We start from the raw sequence: 15,067 nt of genomic DNA on the forward strand, positions 1-15,067 counted from the left end.
TTTTATTCAATATGAAGGAACATTGATGAAAATGAAAAAATTGATGATGGTTGCACTGGTCAGTTCCACTCTGGCCCTTTCAGGGTGTGGTGCGATGAGCACAGCAATCAAGAAGCGTAACCTTGAGGTGAAGACTCAGATGAGTGAGACCATCTGGCTTGAACCCGCCAGCGAACGCACGGTATTTCTGCAGATCAAAAACACGTCTGATAAAGACATGAGTGGGCTGCAGGGCAAAATTGCTGATGCTGTGAAAGCAAAAGGATATCAGGTGGTGACTTCTCCGGATAAAGCCTACTACTGGATTCAGGCGAATGTGCTGAAGGCCGATAAGATGGATCTGCGGGAGTCTCAGGGATGGCTGAACCGTGGTTATGAAGGCGCAGCAGTTGGTGCAGCGTTAGGTGCCGGTATTACCGGCTATAACTCAAATTCTGCCGGTGCCACACTCGGTGTAGGCCTTGCTGCTGGTCTGGTGGGTATGGCTGCAGATGCGATGGTGGAAGATGTGAACTATACCATGATCACGGATGTACAGATTGCAGAGCGTACTAAGGCAACGGTGACAACGGATAATGTTGCCGCCCTGCGTCAGGGCACATCAGGTGCGAAAATTCAGACCAGTACTGAAACAGGTAACCAGCATAAATACCAGACCCGTGTGGTTTCAAATGCGAACAAGGTTAACCTGAAATTTGAAGAGGCGAAGCCTGTTCTCGAAGACCAACTGGCCAAATCAATCGCAAATATTCTCTGAACCTCGTCAGGAGGCTGATCTGACCGGCCTCCTTGCTGACGCCTCGCGTTGCTCGTTGTCCAACCCCGGGATGTAACAAAATAAATTTTGTCACCTCCCGGCGTTTCCGAAATAAATATGAAAACACTGAGCGGTTGTGCAAATTCTTTGTGCGACCGTGAAGTGTTGCCGGCGAAGCCGGGATCTTCCGGAGAAAGTCATTATGACATCAGACAATATCGCTGAATATGTTGGTGAGAATAATCAATTTACTGAGAAGCCTGTAACTGAATACCCCCCGGTGATACAGGATAATACAGTGACCACTAAAGACTATCTGTACAGCAATAATATTGATACTGACCTTTTAGTGGTTATCGGAGGGCTTATTGTTATATTGTTTCTCATGATGCTTATCATGTACTTTATTAATTCTCTCAGGCATAAGGAATTAACTGAAATACTGACAAAAATATCTTTTCCTGAAAAATCCGGGAGCAATTTGCTTAAACCGGAGGCGGTCAGCTGTAATTTGTTGTCCCTGTGTGTGCTGGCACCGGTATTCTGTACACCCAGAAAGCTGGCTGAAGTTTCCAGGGAGATCATCGTGGCGAGTGCGCAGGAAATTGCATGGACGCCGGGGAGCAGTCGTATTGATGGCCACCAGGCGGAGAATATCACCTGGGCGATTTCATCGCAGTCTCCTGCCGATAAGTATGATCTCATCAATAAAACGTCCTGTGTTTCTCCTGACAGTGGCCGTTTTTATGAACCGGACACAGTTCTGGATCACCGTGAACGGGTACGCCTTTTTATTCAGATCCAGTTTCCGCATGGGAGTGACTGGTCTGAAGTATTGCGCCTGACTGACATTGTTACAGAGAAGGTCTCTTCCGGCAGGACTGCAGGCGGGCATCACCACCGGCATACAGGGTACACCTGGTCTGTTTCTGTGAATTAACCCCACATCATCCTTTTCTGCCCTGTTCCAGATTTTCCCGGAGTTTCATCATGAGTTTTAACGCAAAGGATATGACCCAGGGCGGTCAGATTGCGTCCATGCGTATCCGCATGTTCAGCCAGATCGCCAATATCATGCTTTACTGCCTGTTTATTTTTTTCTGGATCCTCATTGGTCTGGTCTTATGGGTAAAAATAAGCTGGCAGACGTTTATCAACGGCTGTATTTACTGGTGGTGTACGTCACTGGAAGGCATGCGGGATTTAATAAAATCCCAGCCGGTCTATGAGATCCAGTATTACGGCAAAACCTTCCGGATGAACGCTGCCCAGGTACTGCATGATAAATATATGATCTGGTGCGGAGAGCAGCTATGGTCTGCATTCGTTCTGGCGTCTGTCGTGGCCCTGGTTATTTGCCTGATCACCTTCTTTGTTGTCTCCTGGATTCTGGGGCGTCAGGGTAAACAACAGAGCGAAAATGAAGTCACAGGTGGTCGTCAGCTGACAGACAATCCGAAAGACGTTGCCCGGATGCTGAAAAAAGACGGCAAGGACTCCGATATCCGGATTGGCGACCTGCCGATTATCCGGGATTCCGAAATCCAGAACTTCTGTCTGCACGGCACGGTCGGGGCCGGTAAGTCGGAGGTTATCCGTCGTCTGGCCAACTATGCCCGTCAGCGCGGTGATATGGTGGTGATTTATGACCGTTCAGGGGAATTTGTTAAAAGTTACTATGATCCCTCCATCGATAAAATCCTGAATCCGCTGGATGCCCGCTGTGCCGCATGGGATTTGTGGAAGGAGTGCCTGACACAGCCGGATTTTGATAATACCGCGAACACGCTGATCCCTATGGGTACAAAAGAGGACCCGTTCTGGCAGGGTTCAGGACGTACCATTTTTGCGGAAGCGGCGTACCTGATGCGTAATGACCCCAACCGCAGCTACAGCAAACTGGTGGACACACTGCTTTCCATCAAAATTGAAAAACTGCGTACCTTCCTGCGTAATTCACCGGCGGCCAACCTGGTGGAAGAGAAAATTGAGAAAACGGCGATTTCCATCCGTGCTGTGCTGACCAACTACGTGAAAGCCATCCGTTACCTGCAGGGGATTGAGCATAACGGTGATCCCTTCACCATCCGTGACTGGATGCGTGGTGTCCGGGAAGATCAGAAAAACGGCTGGCTGTTTATTTCGTCGAACGCCGACACCCATGCCTCCCTGAAGCCTGTGATCTCCATGTGGCTGTCCATTGCCATTCGTGGTCTGCTGGCAATGGGAGAAAACCGTAACCGTCGTGTGTGGTTTTTCTGTGATGAGTTACCCACGTTACACAAACTGCCGGATCTGGTGGAGATCCTGCCGGAAGCCCGTAAGTTCGGTGGCTGTTATGTGTTTGGTATCCAGTCCTATGCCCAGCTGGAAGATATCTACGGTGAGAAAGCGGCGGCCACGCTGTTTGACGTCATGAACACCCGTGCTTTTTTCCGTTCCCCGAGCCATAAGATTGCAGAGTTCGCTGCCGGTGAGATTGGTGAGAAAGAGCACCTGAAAGCCAGCGAGCAGTATTCCTACGGTGCTGACCCGGTACGTGACGGGGTATCGACCGGTAAGGATATGGAGCGTCAGACGCTGGTCAGTTATTCCGACATTCAGTCTCTGCCGGATCTGACCTGCTATGTCACTCTGCCCGGACCGTATCCGGCAGTCAAACTCTCTCTGAAATATCAGGCACGACCGAAGGTCGCTCCGGAGTTTATTCCGCGTGACATCAACCCGGAAATGGAGAACCGTCTGAGTGCCGTACTTGCCGCAAGGGAAGCAGAAGGTCGTCAGATGGCCAGCCTCTTTGAACCGGAGGTTGCCTCCGGAGAAGATGTGACTCAGGCTGAACAGCCACAACAGCCACAACAGCCACAACAGCCACAACAGCCACAACAGCCACAACAGCCACAACAGCCAGTGTCTTCTGTCATCAATGATAAGAAGTCAGATGCAGGTGTGAGTGTTCCGGCAGGGGGGATCGAGCAGGAGCTGAAAATGAAACCGGAAGAAGAGATGGAACAGCAACTGCCACCCGGGATCAGTGAATCCGGTGAAGTGGTGGATATGGCCGCTTATGAGGCATGGCAACAGGAAAATCATCCGGACATCCAGCAGCATATGCAGCGTCGTGAAGAGGTGAACATTAATGTGCACCGGGAGCGCGGGGAGGATGTTGAGCCGGGAGATGATTTCTGATGTTGAGTTTCAGCGTTGTTAAATCGGCAGGCAGTGCCGGAAACTATTACACCGACAAGGATAATTACTATGTGCTGGGCAGCATGGGAGAACGCTGGGCTGGTCAGGGGGCTGAACAGCTTGGGCTGCAGGGCAGCGTCGATAAGGATGTTTTTACCCGTCTTCTGGAGGGCAGGCTGCCGGACGGGGCGGATTTAAGCCGCATGCAGGATGGCAGTAATAAGCATCGTCCCGGCTACGACCTGACCTTCTCCGCCCCCAAAAGTGTCTCCATGATGGCCATGCTCGGGGGGGATAAACGTCTTATTGATGCACATAACCAGGCCGTGGATTTTGCTGTCCGTCAGGTGGAGGCGCTGGCTTCCACACGGGTGATGACGGACGGACAGTCAGAAACGGTGCTGACCGGTAATCTGGTGATGGCACTGTTTAACCATGACACCAGTCGCGATCAGGACCCACAGTTACACACGCATGTAGTGGTGGCTAATGTCACGCAGCATAACGGCGAGTGGAAGACACTGAGCAGTGACAAAGTGGGGAAAACCGGATTTTCCGAGAACGTGCTAGCGAACCGGATTGCGTTCGGGAAAATATATCAGAGTGAGTTACGTCAGCGCGTTGAGGCGCTGGGTTATGAAACCGAAGTGGTCGGTAAGCACGGTATGTGGGAGATGCCGGGCGTACCGGTGGAGGCCTTTTCCAGTCGTTCACAGGCTATCAGGGAGGCCGTCGGTGAAGACGCCTCGCTGAAATCCCGGGATGTGGCGGCACTGGATACGCGAAAATCCAAACAGCACGTCGATCCTGAAGTCAGAATGGCTGAATGGATGCAGACGCTGAAGGAAACCGGGTTCGACATCCGGGCATATCGTGACGCGGCGGATCAGCGTGCGGAGATCCGCACGCAGGCGCCCGGGCCTGCTTCACAGGACGGGCCGGATGTGCAGCAGGCGGTGACACAGGCGATTGCCGGATTAAGTGAACGAAAAGTGCAGTTCACGTATACGGACGTGCTGGCCAGGACGGTCGGCATACTGCCGCCGGAAAATGGTGTGATTGAACGGGCACGCGCCGGTATCGATGAGGCCATCAGCCGTGAGCAGCTTATCCCCCTCGACCGTGAGAAGGGGCTGTTCACATCAGGAATTCATGTGCTCGATGAGCTGTCCGTCCGGGCACTCAGTCGTGACATCATGAAACAGAACCGGGTGACCGTACATCCGGAGAAAAGTGTCCCCCGGACGGCTGGTTACAGCGATGCGGTCAGTGTTCTGGCACAGGACCGTCCGTCGCTGGCCATTGTGTCCGGGCAGGGCGGTGCAGCCGGGCAGCGTGAGCGGGTGGCTGAACTGGTCATGATGGCCCGGGAGCAGGGGCGGGAGGTGCAGATTATCGCTGCTGACCGTCGCTCGCAGATGAACCTGAAGCAGGATGAACGGCTGTCCGGTGAGCTGATAACCGGACGTCGTCAGCTGCAGGAGGGCATGGTCTTCACGCCGGGCAGTACTGTTATCGTCGACCAGGGCGAAAAACTCTCCCTGAAAGAGACGTTAACCCTGCTGGATGGTGCCGCACGTCATAACGTACAGGTCCTGATAACCGACAGCGGGCAGCGAACCGGTACAGGCAGTGCGCTGATGGCCATGAAGGATGCCGGGGTGAACACGTATCGCTGGCAGGGCGGAGAACAGCGACCGGCAACCATCATCAGTGAACCGGACCGGAATGTCCGCTATGACCGGCTGGCCGGAGATTTTGCGGCCAGCGTGAAAGCCGGAGAAGAGAGCGTGGCACAGGTCAGCGGGGTACGGGAACAGGCCATACTGACACAGGCCATTCGCAGTGAGCTGAAAACACAGGGCGTGCTCGGACACCCGGAGGTGACCATGACCGCCCTGTCACCGGTCTGGCTGGACAGCCGGAGCCGTTATCTGCGGGATATGTACCGACCGGGGATGGTGATGGAGCAGTGGAACCCGGAGACACGCAGTCATGACCGCTATGTTATCGACCGGGTGACGGCGCAGAGTCACAGCCTGACCCTGCGGGATGCGCAGGGCGAAACGCAGGTGGTGCGTATTTCCTCCCTGGACAGCAGCTGGTCGCTGTTCCGGCCGGAAAAAATGCCGGTGGCAGACGGCGAGCGACTGAGGGTGACAGGGAAAATTCCCGGACTCCGCGTCTCCGGCGGTGACCGCCTGCAGGTGGCATCCGTCAGTGAAGATGCGATGACGGTTGTTGTGCCGGGGCGGGCTGAACCGGCCACCCTGCCTGTGGCTGATTCACCGTTCACGGCACTGAAGCTGGAGAACGGCTGGGTGGAAACGCCCGGGCATTCCGTCAGTGACAGTGCGACGGTGTTTGCCTCCGTCACACAGATGGCAATGGACAACGCCACCCTGAACGGTCTGGCCCGCAGCGGTCGTGATGTCCGGCTGTATTCCTCACTGGATGAAACCCGTACTGCGGAAAAACTTGCCCGCCATCCCTCCTTTACGGTGGTTTCTGAGCAGATAAAGGCGCGGGCCGGTGAGACATCGCTGGAAACCGCTATCAGTCTGCAGAAAACCGGGCTGCACACGCCGGCACAGCAGGCCATTCATCTGGCCCTTCCTGTGCTGGAAAGTAAAAACCTGGCCTTCAGCATGGTGGACCTGCTGACAGAGGCGAAGTCGTTTGCTGCAGAAGGAACCGGTTTTACTGAACTGGGAGGGGAAATCAATGCGCAGATAAAACGCGGTGACTTACTGTATGTGGATGTGGCAAAAGGCTATGGCACAGGCCTGCTGGTTTCCCGTGCGTCGTATGAGGCAGAAAAAAGTATTCTTCGCCATATTCTCGAAGGTAAGGAGGCGGTCACGCCGCTGATGGAGAGAGTACCCGGCGAACTCATGGAGACGTTAACGTCGGGACAGCGTGCCGCCACCCGTATGATACTGGAAACGTCCGACCGTTTCACGGTGGTACAGGGTTATGCCGGTGTGGGTAAGACCACACAGTTCCGGGCGGTGATGTCAGCCGTGAACATGCTGCCGGCGAGTGAGCGTCCCCGAGTTGTGGGGCTGGGGCCCACGCACCGTGCGGTCGGTGAGATGCGCAGCGCCGGCGTGGATGCACAGACGCTGGCGTCCTTTCTGCATGACACGCAGCTGCAGCAGCGCAGCGGAGAAACGCCGGATTTCAGCAACACGCTGTTCCTGCTCGATGAGAGCTCAATGGTGGGCAATACCGACATGGCACGGGCATACGCCCTGATTGCGGCCGGTGGCGGTCGTGCCGTGGCCAGTGGTGACACGGACCAGCTGCAGGCCATCGCGCCCGGTCAGCCTTTCCGTCTCCAGCAGACGCGCAGTGCTGCCGATGTGGTCATCATGAAGGAGATTGTGCGTCAGACGCCGGAACTGCGGGAGGCGGTATACAGCCTGATTAACCGGGATGTGGAAAGGGCACTGTCCGGGCTTGAGAGTGTGAAACCGTCTCAGGTTCCCCGTCAGGAGGGCGCATGGGCACCGGAGCACTCCGTGACGGAGTTCAGTCACAGCCAGGAAGCGAAACTGGCAGAAGCGCAGCAGAAGGCGATGCTGAAAGGTGAGACTTTTCCGGATGTCCCCATGACACTGTATGAAGCCATTGTCCGCGACTATACCGGCAGGACACCGGAAGCACGGGAGCAGACGCTGATTGTCACGCACCTGAATGAGGACCGGCGCGTACTGAACAGCATGATTCATGATGCACGGGAAAAGGCCGGTGAGCTGGGGAAAGAGCAGGTCATGGTGCCTGTCCTGAACACAGCGAATATACGTGACGGGGAGCTGCGTCGTCTCTCCACCTGGGAGAATAACCCGGATGCCCTTGCCCTGGTGGATAGTGTGTATCACCGGATTGCCGGTATCAGCAAGGATGACGGGCTGATAACCCTGGAGGATGCGGAAGGTAACACGCGGCTGATTTCGCCCCGGGAGGCGGTGGCTGAAGGTGTCACACTGTACACCCCGGACAAAATCCGGGTGGGGACCGGCGACCGGATGCGCTTCACGAAGAGTGACCGGGAGCGCGGTTATGTGGCCAACAGCGTCTGGACGGTGACAGCGGTTTCCGGTGACAGTGTCACGTTGTCAGACGGACAGCAGACCCGGGTGATTCGCCCCGGCCAGGAGCGGGCAGAGCAACATATTGACCTGGCTTATGCCATCACCGCCCACGGTGCGCAGGGGGCGAGTGAAACCTTTGCCATCGCGCTTGAAGGCACGGAAGGTAACCGGAAACTGATGGCCGGCTTTGAGTCAGCCTACGTGGCCCTGTCGCGTATGAAGCAGCATGTGCAGGTGTACACCGATAACCGTCAGGGCTGGACGGATGCCATTAACAATGCCGTACAGAAAGGAACTGCCCACGATGTGCTGGAGCCGAAACCGGACCGGGAGGTCATGAATGCGCAGCGGCTGTTCAGTACGGCACGGGAACTGCGGGACGTGGCGGCAGGCCGTGCCGTTCTCCGTCAGGCAGGGCTGGCCGGGGGAGACAGCCCTGCACGGTTTATTGCACCGGGACGTAAATATCCGCAGCCGTATGTGGCACTGCCGGCGTTTGACCGTAACGGCAAGTCCGCCGGTATCTGGCTGAACCCACTGACCACGGATGACGGAAACGGGCTGCGGGGATTCAGCGGTGAAGGACGGGTGAAAGGCAGCGGGGATGCGCAGTTCGTGGCCCTGCAGGGTAGCCGTAACGGAGAGAGCCTGCTGGCTGATAATATGCAGGATGGTGTCCGGATTGCCCGTGATAATCCTGACAGCGGTGTGGTGGTAAGAATTGCCGGTGAAGGTCGTCCGTGGAATCCCGGTGCCATCACCGGTGGTCGCGTGTGGGGGGATATCCCGGACAGCAGCGTCCAGCCGGGAGCCGGAAATGGCGAACCGGTCACGGCAGAGGTGCTGGCACAGCGGCAGGCTGAAGAGGCCATCCGCCGTGAAACGGAACGCCGTGCAGATGAAATTGTCCGTAAAATGGCAGAGAACAAACCTGACCTGCCGGATGGCAAAACAGAGCAGGCTGTCAGGGAAATTGCCGGGCAGGAGCGTGACCGGGCTGACATAACTGAACGGGAAGCCGCGCTGCCGGAGAGTGTGCTGCGTGAATCACAACGGGAGCAGGAAGCGGTCCGGGAGGTTGCCCGGGAAAATCTGCTGCAGGAGCGTCTGCAGCAGATAGAGCGGGATATGGTTCGTGACCTGCAGAAAGAGAAAACCCTGGGCGGAGACTGATACAGGAAGATAAACGCTGATGACAACGGATAACACGAACACGACACGTAACGATTCACTGGCTGCACGGACCGATACCTGGTTGCAGTCGTTTCTGGTCTGGTCACCCGGACAGCGGGATATCATCAAAACGGTGGCGCTGGTGCTGATGGTACTGGACCACATCAATCTGATATTCCAGCTGAAGCAGGAATGGATGTTTCTGGCCGGGCGAGGAGCCTTTCCGCTGTTTGCCCTGGTGTGGGGGCTGAATCTGTCCCGTCATGCGCATATCCGGCAACCGGCCATTAACCGGCTGTGGGGATGGGGAATTATTGCCCAGTTCGCATATTATCTGGCCGGCTTTCCCTGGTATGAGGGGAATATCCTGTTTGCCTTTGCAGTGGCGGCACAGGTGCTGACGTGGTGTGAAACGCGCAGTGGGTGGCGTACAGCAGCGGCCATTCTTCTGATGGCCCTGTGGGGGCCTTTGTCCGGCACCAGTTACGGCATTGCCGGGCTGCTGATGCTGGCGGTCAGTTACCGACTGTACCGGGCGGAAGACAGAGCGGAACGTCTGGCGCTGCTTGCATGCCTGCTGGCCGTTATTCCGGCACTTAACCTTGCCTCCAGTGATGCAGCGGCGGTGGCCGGTCTTGTAATGACGGTGCTGACCGTTGGTCTGGTGTCGTGTGCAGGAAAATCATTACCCCGTTTCTGGCCCGGGGATTTTTTCCCGGTATTCTACGCCTGTCATCTGGCTGTGCTGGGCGTTCTGGCGTTGTGACTGGTATGATACTGACGCTGATTCTGATTATTAATAAACAACATAACACAGGATATTTATGAAAATTACGGATCACAAACTCTCTGAAGGTATTGCCCTGACATTTCGTGTTCCTGAAGGAAATATAAAACATCCTTTGATTATCTTATGCCATGGGTTTTGCGGTATCAGGAATGTTCTGCTCCCTTGCTTTGCGAATGCCTTCACAGAAGCAGGATTCGCAACGATTACTTTTGATTATCGAGGATTCGGTGAGAGTGATGGAGAACGAGGGCGTCTGGTTCCTGCAATGCAGACCGAAGATATTATTTCAGTTATCAATTGGGCAGAAAAGCAGGAATGTATTGATAATCAGCGTATTGGGTTATGGGGAACATCGCTGGGAGGGGGGCATGTCTTCAGTGCAGCTGCGCAGGACCAACGCGTAAAATGTATTGTCAGCCAGCTGGCTTTTGCTGACGGTGATGTTCTGGTTACCGGAGAGATGAATGAATCGGAGAGAGCGTCTTTTCTGTCCACGCTGAATAAAATGGCAGAGAAGAAGAAAAACACCGGGAAAGAGATGTTTGTGGGGGTTACCCGGGTACTGAGTGATAATGAATCAAAGGTATTCTTCGAGAAGGTAAAAGGTCAGTATCCTGAAATGGATATAAAAATACCTTTCCTTACGGTTATGGAGACGTTGCAATATAAACCGGCAGAGAGCGCAGCCAAAGTACAGTGCCCAGTTTTGATTGTTATTGCCGGCCAGGATAGTGTTAATCCACCAGAACAGGGAAAAGCCTTATATGATGCTGTTGCTTCTGGTACTAAGGAATTATACGAGGAAGCTGACGCATGCCATTATGATATTTATGAAGGCGCGTTTTTTGAACGTGTGGCGGCAGTACAGACGCAATGGTTTAAAAAACATCTTTAATTGTCGGTATTAATATGTCAGAGGTCGTTGAGGTCAGCTTAATATCATAGTGAGTAGTTTCAACGACCTGGAGGACATATTTTCACAAAGGTCAGGGCAATCATGACAGAGCAGAAACGACCGGTACTGACACTGAAACGGAAAACGGAAGGGGAAACACCGACCCGGAGCCGGAAAACCATCATCAATGTCACCACGCCACCAAAATGGAAGGTGAAAAAGCAGAAACTGGCGGAGAAGGCTGCCCGGGAAGCAGAGCTGACAGCAAAAAAAGCGCAGGCCAGACAGGCGCTGTCCATTTATCTGAACCTGCCCTCGCTGGATGAGGCCGTGAACACCCTGAAACCCTGGTGGCCGGGATTATTTGACGGTGACACACCCCGACTTCTGGCCTGCGGTATCCGGGACGTGTTACTGGAAGACGTGGCGCAGCGGAATATCCCGCTCTCGCATAAAAAACTGCGCAGGGCGCTGAAGGCCATCACCCGTTCAGAAAGCTATCTGTGTGCCATGAAAGCCGGTGCCTGCCGGTATGACACGGAAGGGTATGTGACGGAGCATATTTCTCAGGAGGAAGAAGTGTATGCGGCAGAGCGTCTGGATAAAATCCGCCGCCAGAACCGGATAAAGGCAGAACTTCAGGCCGTGCTTGATGAACAATAAAAAAGCCTCCTTCACACTAAAGGAGGCGGAAAAATAAGGCTTCTCTGAAACCTTCTTCCATACCCGGCAGAAGAAGGTTATAAAAATTTATAACACATTCACCGGCCTGGATTAAAGGGGGAAGGAAAATGAACGGAACAGGGCGTGATTCGCAAAACTCCGGGGTATGGCGCTACCGGCAGGTCGGACGCCGGGCTGTCCGGCTGGAAGTCAGGGGGGACTGGCCGGGAGCCGCTGAGGCATGGCTACGGGCTGCGCAGTCTGCTCCCCGGACAGACTGGCAGCAGTTTGCCCGAAAAAGGGCTGAACACTGCCACCGGCGCTGCCGGGGAAGGGTGTAACGAAAAAGCAGCCTTCATTACTCCAGGGATTCAGAAGGCTGAATAATGCATGAGATTTGCTTTTTTTAATATCCGGTCGGGAAGTATGACCGGACAGTTCTGAGTAGCACAGAGTTTTTTCCGTATTAAGTCGTGATTTTATATTTTGTGATTAATTTCACAAAATAAGGTGTTATTCAGTGTGTGCTGCGATATTCAGGATTACCTGAAATACAGGTGCCATTGGTGATGCTGCCAACTTACTGATTTAGTGTATGATGGTGTTTTTGAGGTGCTCCAGTGGCTTCTGTTTCTATCAGCTGTCCCTCCTGTTCAGCTACTGACGGGGTGGTGCGTAACGGCAAAAGCACCGCCGGACATCAGCGCTATCTCTGCTCTCACTGCCGTAAAACATGGCAACTGCAGTTCACTTACACCGCTTCTCAACCCGGTACGCACCAGAAAATCATTGATATGGCCATGAATGGCGTTGGATGCCGGGCAACCGCCCGCATTATGGGCGTTGGCCTCAACACGATTTTCCGCCATTTAAAAACTCAGGCCGCAGTCGGTAACCTCGCGCATACAGCCGGGCAGTGACGTCATCGTCTGCGCGGAAATGGACGAACAGTGGGGCTATGTCGGGGCTAAATCGCGCCAGCGCTGGCTGTTTTACGCGTATGACAGGCTCCGGAAGACGGTTGTTGCGCACGTATTCGGTGAACGCACTATGGCGACGCTGGGGCGTCTTATGAGCCTGCTGTCACCCTTTGACGTGGTGATATGGATGACGGATGGCTGGCCGCTGTATGAATCCCGCCTGAAGGGAAAGCTGCACGTAATCAGCAAGCGATATACGCAGCGAATTGAGCGGCATAACCTGAATCTGAGGCAGCACCTGGCACGGCTGGGACGGAAGTCGCTGTCGTTCTCAAAATCGGTGGAGCTGCATGACAAAGTCATCGGGCATTATCTGAACATAAAACACTATCAATAAGTTGGAGTCATTACCGGTGCCATTTATCTGATATGGAGAATAACATGAGGAAATATATTCCACTGGTATTATTTATCTTTTCATGGCCGGTATTGTGTGCAGATATTCATGGACGGGTTGTTCGTGTACTGGACGGTGATACCATCGAGGTCATGGACTCACGGAAGGCAGTGCGGATCAGGCTGATAAATATTGATGCACCGGAAAAGAAACAGGATTATGGCCGGTGGTCAACGGACATGATGAAATCACTGGTTGCAGGAAAAACGGTTACCGTCACATATTTTCAGCGAGATCGTTATGGTCGTATTCTCGGGCAGGTTTATGCACCAGACGGAATGAATGTTAATCAGTTTATGGTCCGGGCCGGGGCTGCCTGGGTATATGAGCAGTACAACACAGATCCCGTGCTGCCTGTCCTTCAGAACGAAGCCAGACAACAAAAACGTGGGCTCTGGTCAGATGCTGATCCGGTTCCCCCCTGGATATGGAGACACCGTAAATAAAGCGATGGCAATCTTATCATTCATCTGTTCTCAGCGGGAATAAAAATGGCGAAAACAAAACAGGAATGGCTGTATCAGTTACGGCGATGTTCATCAGTCAATACGCTGGAAAAAATTATTCATAAAAACAGAGACAGTTTATTAAACAGTGAACGTGAATCATTTAATTCAGCAGCAGACCACCGGTTAGCGGAATTAATCACCGGAAAGTTATATGACAGGATACCAAAAGAGATATGGAAATATGTAAGGTAATAATTCAGCATAATTAATTACCAGGAGCAGATAAACAATGAAGCTGATTATTTTTATTCTTATTGTTCTGATTATTGCAGCGTTACTTATCCGGATTATCCTCAGAAGTGTAAATCAGCATTCTCCTTTGCTGATGCAATTGCATGCGGCAGGTATACGGACCGGTGATGCAGAGCGAATACTGTCCGGCGGTGAATACTGGCAACGTCAGAAGACGCTGCTGACAGAAAGGGAAGTCAGTTTTATGAAAGGACTGTTCAGAATTGTGGATATGAAGCGGTGGTATCTGTGTCCGCAGGTACGGGTCGCGGATATCGTCCAGCTGAACGGGAATATCCGGCCACGATCACGCCAGTGGTGGCAGTTATTCAGGATGGTGTCTCAGTGGCATGTTGATGTGGTTATCGTTGAGCGGCGTTCGTTCAGTATTGTTGCAGCAGTAGAGCTGGATGATGCCAGCCATTTACGACCGGAACGCAGACGCCGGGATATTCTTCTGGAAGAGGTTCTGAGGCAGGCTGGTATTCCGTTGCTCAGAAGCCACGATGCCAGAAAACTGCTGCAGATGACCGGAGAATGGCTGAATACAACAGGGGCTGATCAGCAGTCCCCGGAACATCGTAGCTGACGCCTTCGCGTTGCTCAGTTGTCCAACCCCGGAAACGGGAAAAAGCAAGTTTTCCCCGCTCCCGGCGTTTCAATAACTGAAAACCATACTATTTCACAGTTTAAATCACATTAAACGACAGTAATCCCCGTTGATTTGTGCGCCAACACAGATCTTCGTCACAATTCTCAAGTCGCTGATTTCAAAAAACTGTAGTATCCTCTGCGAAACGATCCCTGTTTGAGTATTGAGGAGGCGAGATGTCGCAGACAGAAAATGCAGTGACTTCCTCATCTGGCGCAAAACGAGCATACAGAAAGGGGAATCCGCTTTCTGATGCAGAGAAACAAAGATTATCAGTGGCCCGTAAAAGAGCTTCGTTCAAGGAAGTAAAAGTATTTCTTGAACCAAAGTATAAGGCCATGCTCATGCAAATGTGTCATGAAGATGGTCTGACTCAGGCTGAAGTTCTGACCGCACTGATAAAAAGTGAAGCGCAAAAACGATGCATGTGATGATGGGCTTACATTCTTGAGTGTTCAGAAGATTAGTGCTAGATTACTGATCGTTTAAGGAATTTTGTGGCTGGCCACGCCGTAAGGTGGCAAGGAACTGGTTCTGATGTGGATTTACAGGAGCCAGAAAAGCAAAAACCCCGATAATCTTCTTCAACTTTGGCGAGTACGAAAAGATTACCGGGGCCCACTTAAACCGTATAGCCAACAATTCAGCTATGCGGGAGTATAGTTATATGCCCGGAAAAGTTCAAGACTTCTTTCTGTGCTCGCTCCTTCTGCGCATTGTAAGTGCAGGATGGT

At 53.2% G+C, this 15,067-nt stretch carries 14 protein-coding genes; all 14 read left to right on the forward strand.

All coding sequences use genetic code 11. The features are described 5' to 3' along the window. Window positions 1-25 precede the first annotated feature (25 nt). Window positions 26-757, forward strand: a complete 732-nt coding sequence (gene traT / locus ACLHV9_RS27285) for a conjugal transfer complement resistance protein TraT (RefSeq protein ID WP_000782451.1) — start codon at window positions 26-28, stop codon at window positions 755-757. Window positions 758-959: 202 nt separating this feature from the next. Further along, on the forward strand, window positions 960-1,697 hold the full coding sequence (locus ACLHV9_RS27290) for a hypothetical protein (RefSeq protein WP_000199905.1): 738 nt from the start codon (window positions 960-962) through the stop codon (window positions 1,695-1,697). Between the two features lie 50 nt (window positions 1,698-1,747). Further along, a complete protein-coding gene (gene traD / locus ACLHV9_RS27295) occupies window positions 1,748-3,946 on the forward strand; it encodes a type IV conjugative transfer system coupling protein TraD (protein ID WP_000009332.1) in 2,199 nt (732 codons plus the stop codon). Then, window positions 3,946-9,216 (forward strand): conjugative transfer relaxase/helicase TraI, encoded by a 5,271-nt coding sequence (gene traI, locus ACLHV9_RS27300; protein WP_000948354.1) that lies wholly within the window; start codon window positions 3,946-3,948, stop codon window positions 9,214-9,216. The genes traD and traI overlap by 1 nt, the downstream gene beginning before the upstream one ends. Before the next feature lie 19 nt (window positions 9,217-9,235). Next, entirely contained in the window at window positions 9,236-9,982 is a 747-nt protein-coding gene (gene traX / locus ACLHV9_RS27305) for a conjugal transfer pilus acetylase TraX (protein ID WP_000205725.1), read from the forward strand. 58 nt (window positions 9,983-10,040) lie between these two features. Then, the gene (locus ACLHV9_RS27310) at window positions 10,041-10,901 is read left to right on the forward strand and encodes an alpha/beta hydrolase (protein ID WP_000704523.1); all 861 of its coding nucleotides are present in this window, start codon (window positions 10,041-10,043) and stop codon (window positions 10,899-10,901) included. Between the two features lie 102 nt (window positions 10,902-11,003). Next, window positions 11,004-11,564: a fertility inhibition protein FinO gene (locus tag ACLHV9_RS27315; RefSeq protein WP_000139321.1), complete on the forward strand. Its 561-nt coding sequence runs from the start codon at window positions 11,004-11,006 to the stop codon at window positions 11,562-11,564. Window positions 11,565-11,692: 128 nt separating this feature from the next. Beyond that, entirely contained in the window at window positions 11,693-11,905 is a 213-nt protein-coding gene (locus ACLHV9_RS27320) for an ANR family transcriptional regulator (RefSeq protein ID WP_001309245.1), read from the forward strand. 279 nt (window positions 11,906-12,184) lie between these two features. Further along, window positions 12,185-12,881 (forward strand): IS1-like element IS1B family transposase gene (locus ACLHV9_RS27325; protein ID WP_001390281.1). Its coding sequence is split into 2 segments (ribosomal slippage): window positions 12,185-12,438 and window positions 12,437-12,881, totalling 699 coding nucleotides; the frame shifts between segments, so codons are not numbered across the junction. 44 nt (window positions 12,882-12,925) lie between these two features. Continuing rightward, window positions 12,926-13,387: a thermonuclease family protein gene (locus tag ACLHV9_RS27330; protein ID WP_001233838.1), complete on the forward strand. Its 462-nt coding sequence runs from the start codon at window positions 12,926-12,928 to the stop codon at window positions 13,385-13,387. Between the two features lie 45 nt (window positions 13,388-13,432). After that, the gene (gene hha / locus ACLHV9_RS27335; RefSeq protein ID WP_001298565.1) at window positions 13,433-13,642 is read left to right on the forward strand and encodes a hemolysin expression modulator Hha; all 210 of its coding nucleotides are present in this window, start codon (window positions 13,433-13,435) and stop codon (window positions 13,640-13,642) included. A 37-nt stretch (window positions 13,643-13,679) separates the two neighbouring features. Beyond that, window positions 13,680-14,270: a DUF2726 domain-containing protein gene (locus ACLHV9_RS27340; protein WP_000766807.1), complete on the forward strand. Its 591-nt coding sequence runs from the start codon at window positions 13,680-13,682 to the stop codon at window positions 14,268-14,270. A 239-nt stretch (window positions 14,271-14,509) separates the two neighbouring features. Further along, the gene (locus ACLHV9_RS27345; protein WP_000083830.1) at window positions 14,510-14,764 is read left to right on the forward strand and encodes a replication regulatory protein RepA; all 255 of its coding nucleotides are present in this window, start codon (window positions 14,510-14,512) and stop codon (window positions 14,762-14,764) included. A gap of 236 nt (window positions 14,765-15,000) precedes the next feature. Further along, window positions 15,001-15,067: RepA leader peptide Tap (gene tap, locus ACLHV9_RS27350; RefSeq protein WP_032190884.1), on the forward strand; the 67-nt coding region annotated here is incomplete at its 3' end.

Source organism: Enterobacter sp. CPE_E890 (assembly GCF_046521475.1).
Classification (GTDB): Bacteria; Pseudomonadota; Gammaproteobacteria; order Enterobacterales; family Enterobacteriaceae; genus Enterobacter; species Enterobacter adelaidei.

Coding starts and splice junctions, on each gene's coding strand:
- ACLHV9_RS27290 (WP_000199905.1), top strand. CDS start 960: ATGACATCAGACAATATCGCTGAATATGTTGGTGAGAATAATCAATTT.
- traI (WP_000948354.1), top strand. CDS start 3,946: ATGTTGAGTTTCAGCGTTGTTAAATCGGCAGGCAGTGCCGGAAACTAT.
- ACLHV9_RS27345 (WP_000083830.1), top strand. CDS start 14,510: ATGTCGCAGACAGAAAATGCAGTGACTTCCTCATCTGGCGCAAAACGA.
- traT (WP_000782451.1), top strand. CDS start 26: ATGAAAATGAAAAAATTGATGATGGTTGCACTGGTCAGTTCCACTCTG.
- hha (WP_001298565.1), top strand. CDS start 13,433: ATGGCGAAAACAAAACAGGAATGGCTGTATCAGTTACGGCGATGTTCA.
- ACLHV9_RS27315 (WP_000139321.1), top strand. CDS start 11,004: ATGACAGAGCAGAAACGACCGGTACTGACACTGAAACGGAAAACGGAA.
- ACLHV9_RS27330 (WP_001233838.1), top strand. CDS start 12,926: ATGAGGAAATATATTCCACTGGTATTATTTATCTTTTCATGGCCGGTA.
- ACLHV9_RS27320 (WP_001309245.1), top strand. CDS start 11,693: ATGAACGGAACAGGGCGTGATTCGCAAAACTCCGGGGTATGGCGCTAC.
- ACLHV9_RS27310 (WP_000704523.1), top strand. CDS start 10,041: ATGAAAATTACGGATCACAAACTCTCTGAAGGTATTGCCCTGACATTT.
- traD (WP_000009332.1), top strand. CDS start 1,748: ATGAGTTTTAACGCAAAGGATATGACCCAGGGCGGTCAGATTGCGTCC.
- traX (WP_000205725.1), top strand. CDS start 9,236: ATGACAACGGATAACACGAACACGACACGTAACGATTCACTGGCTGCA.
- ACLHV9_RS27340 (WP_000766807.1), top strand. CDS start 13,680: ATGAAGCTGATTATTTTTATTCTTATTGTTCTGATTATTGCAGCGTTA.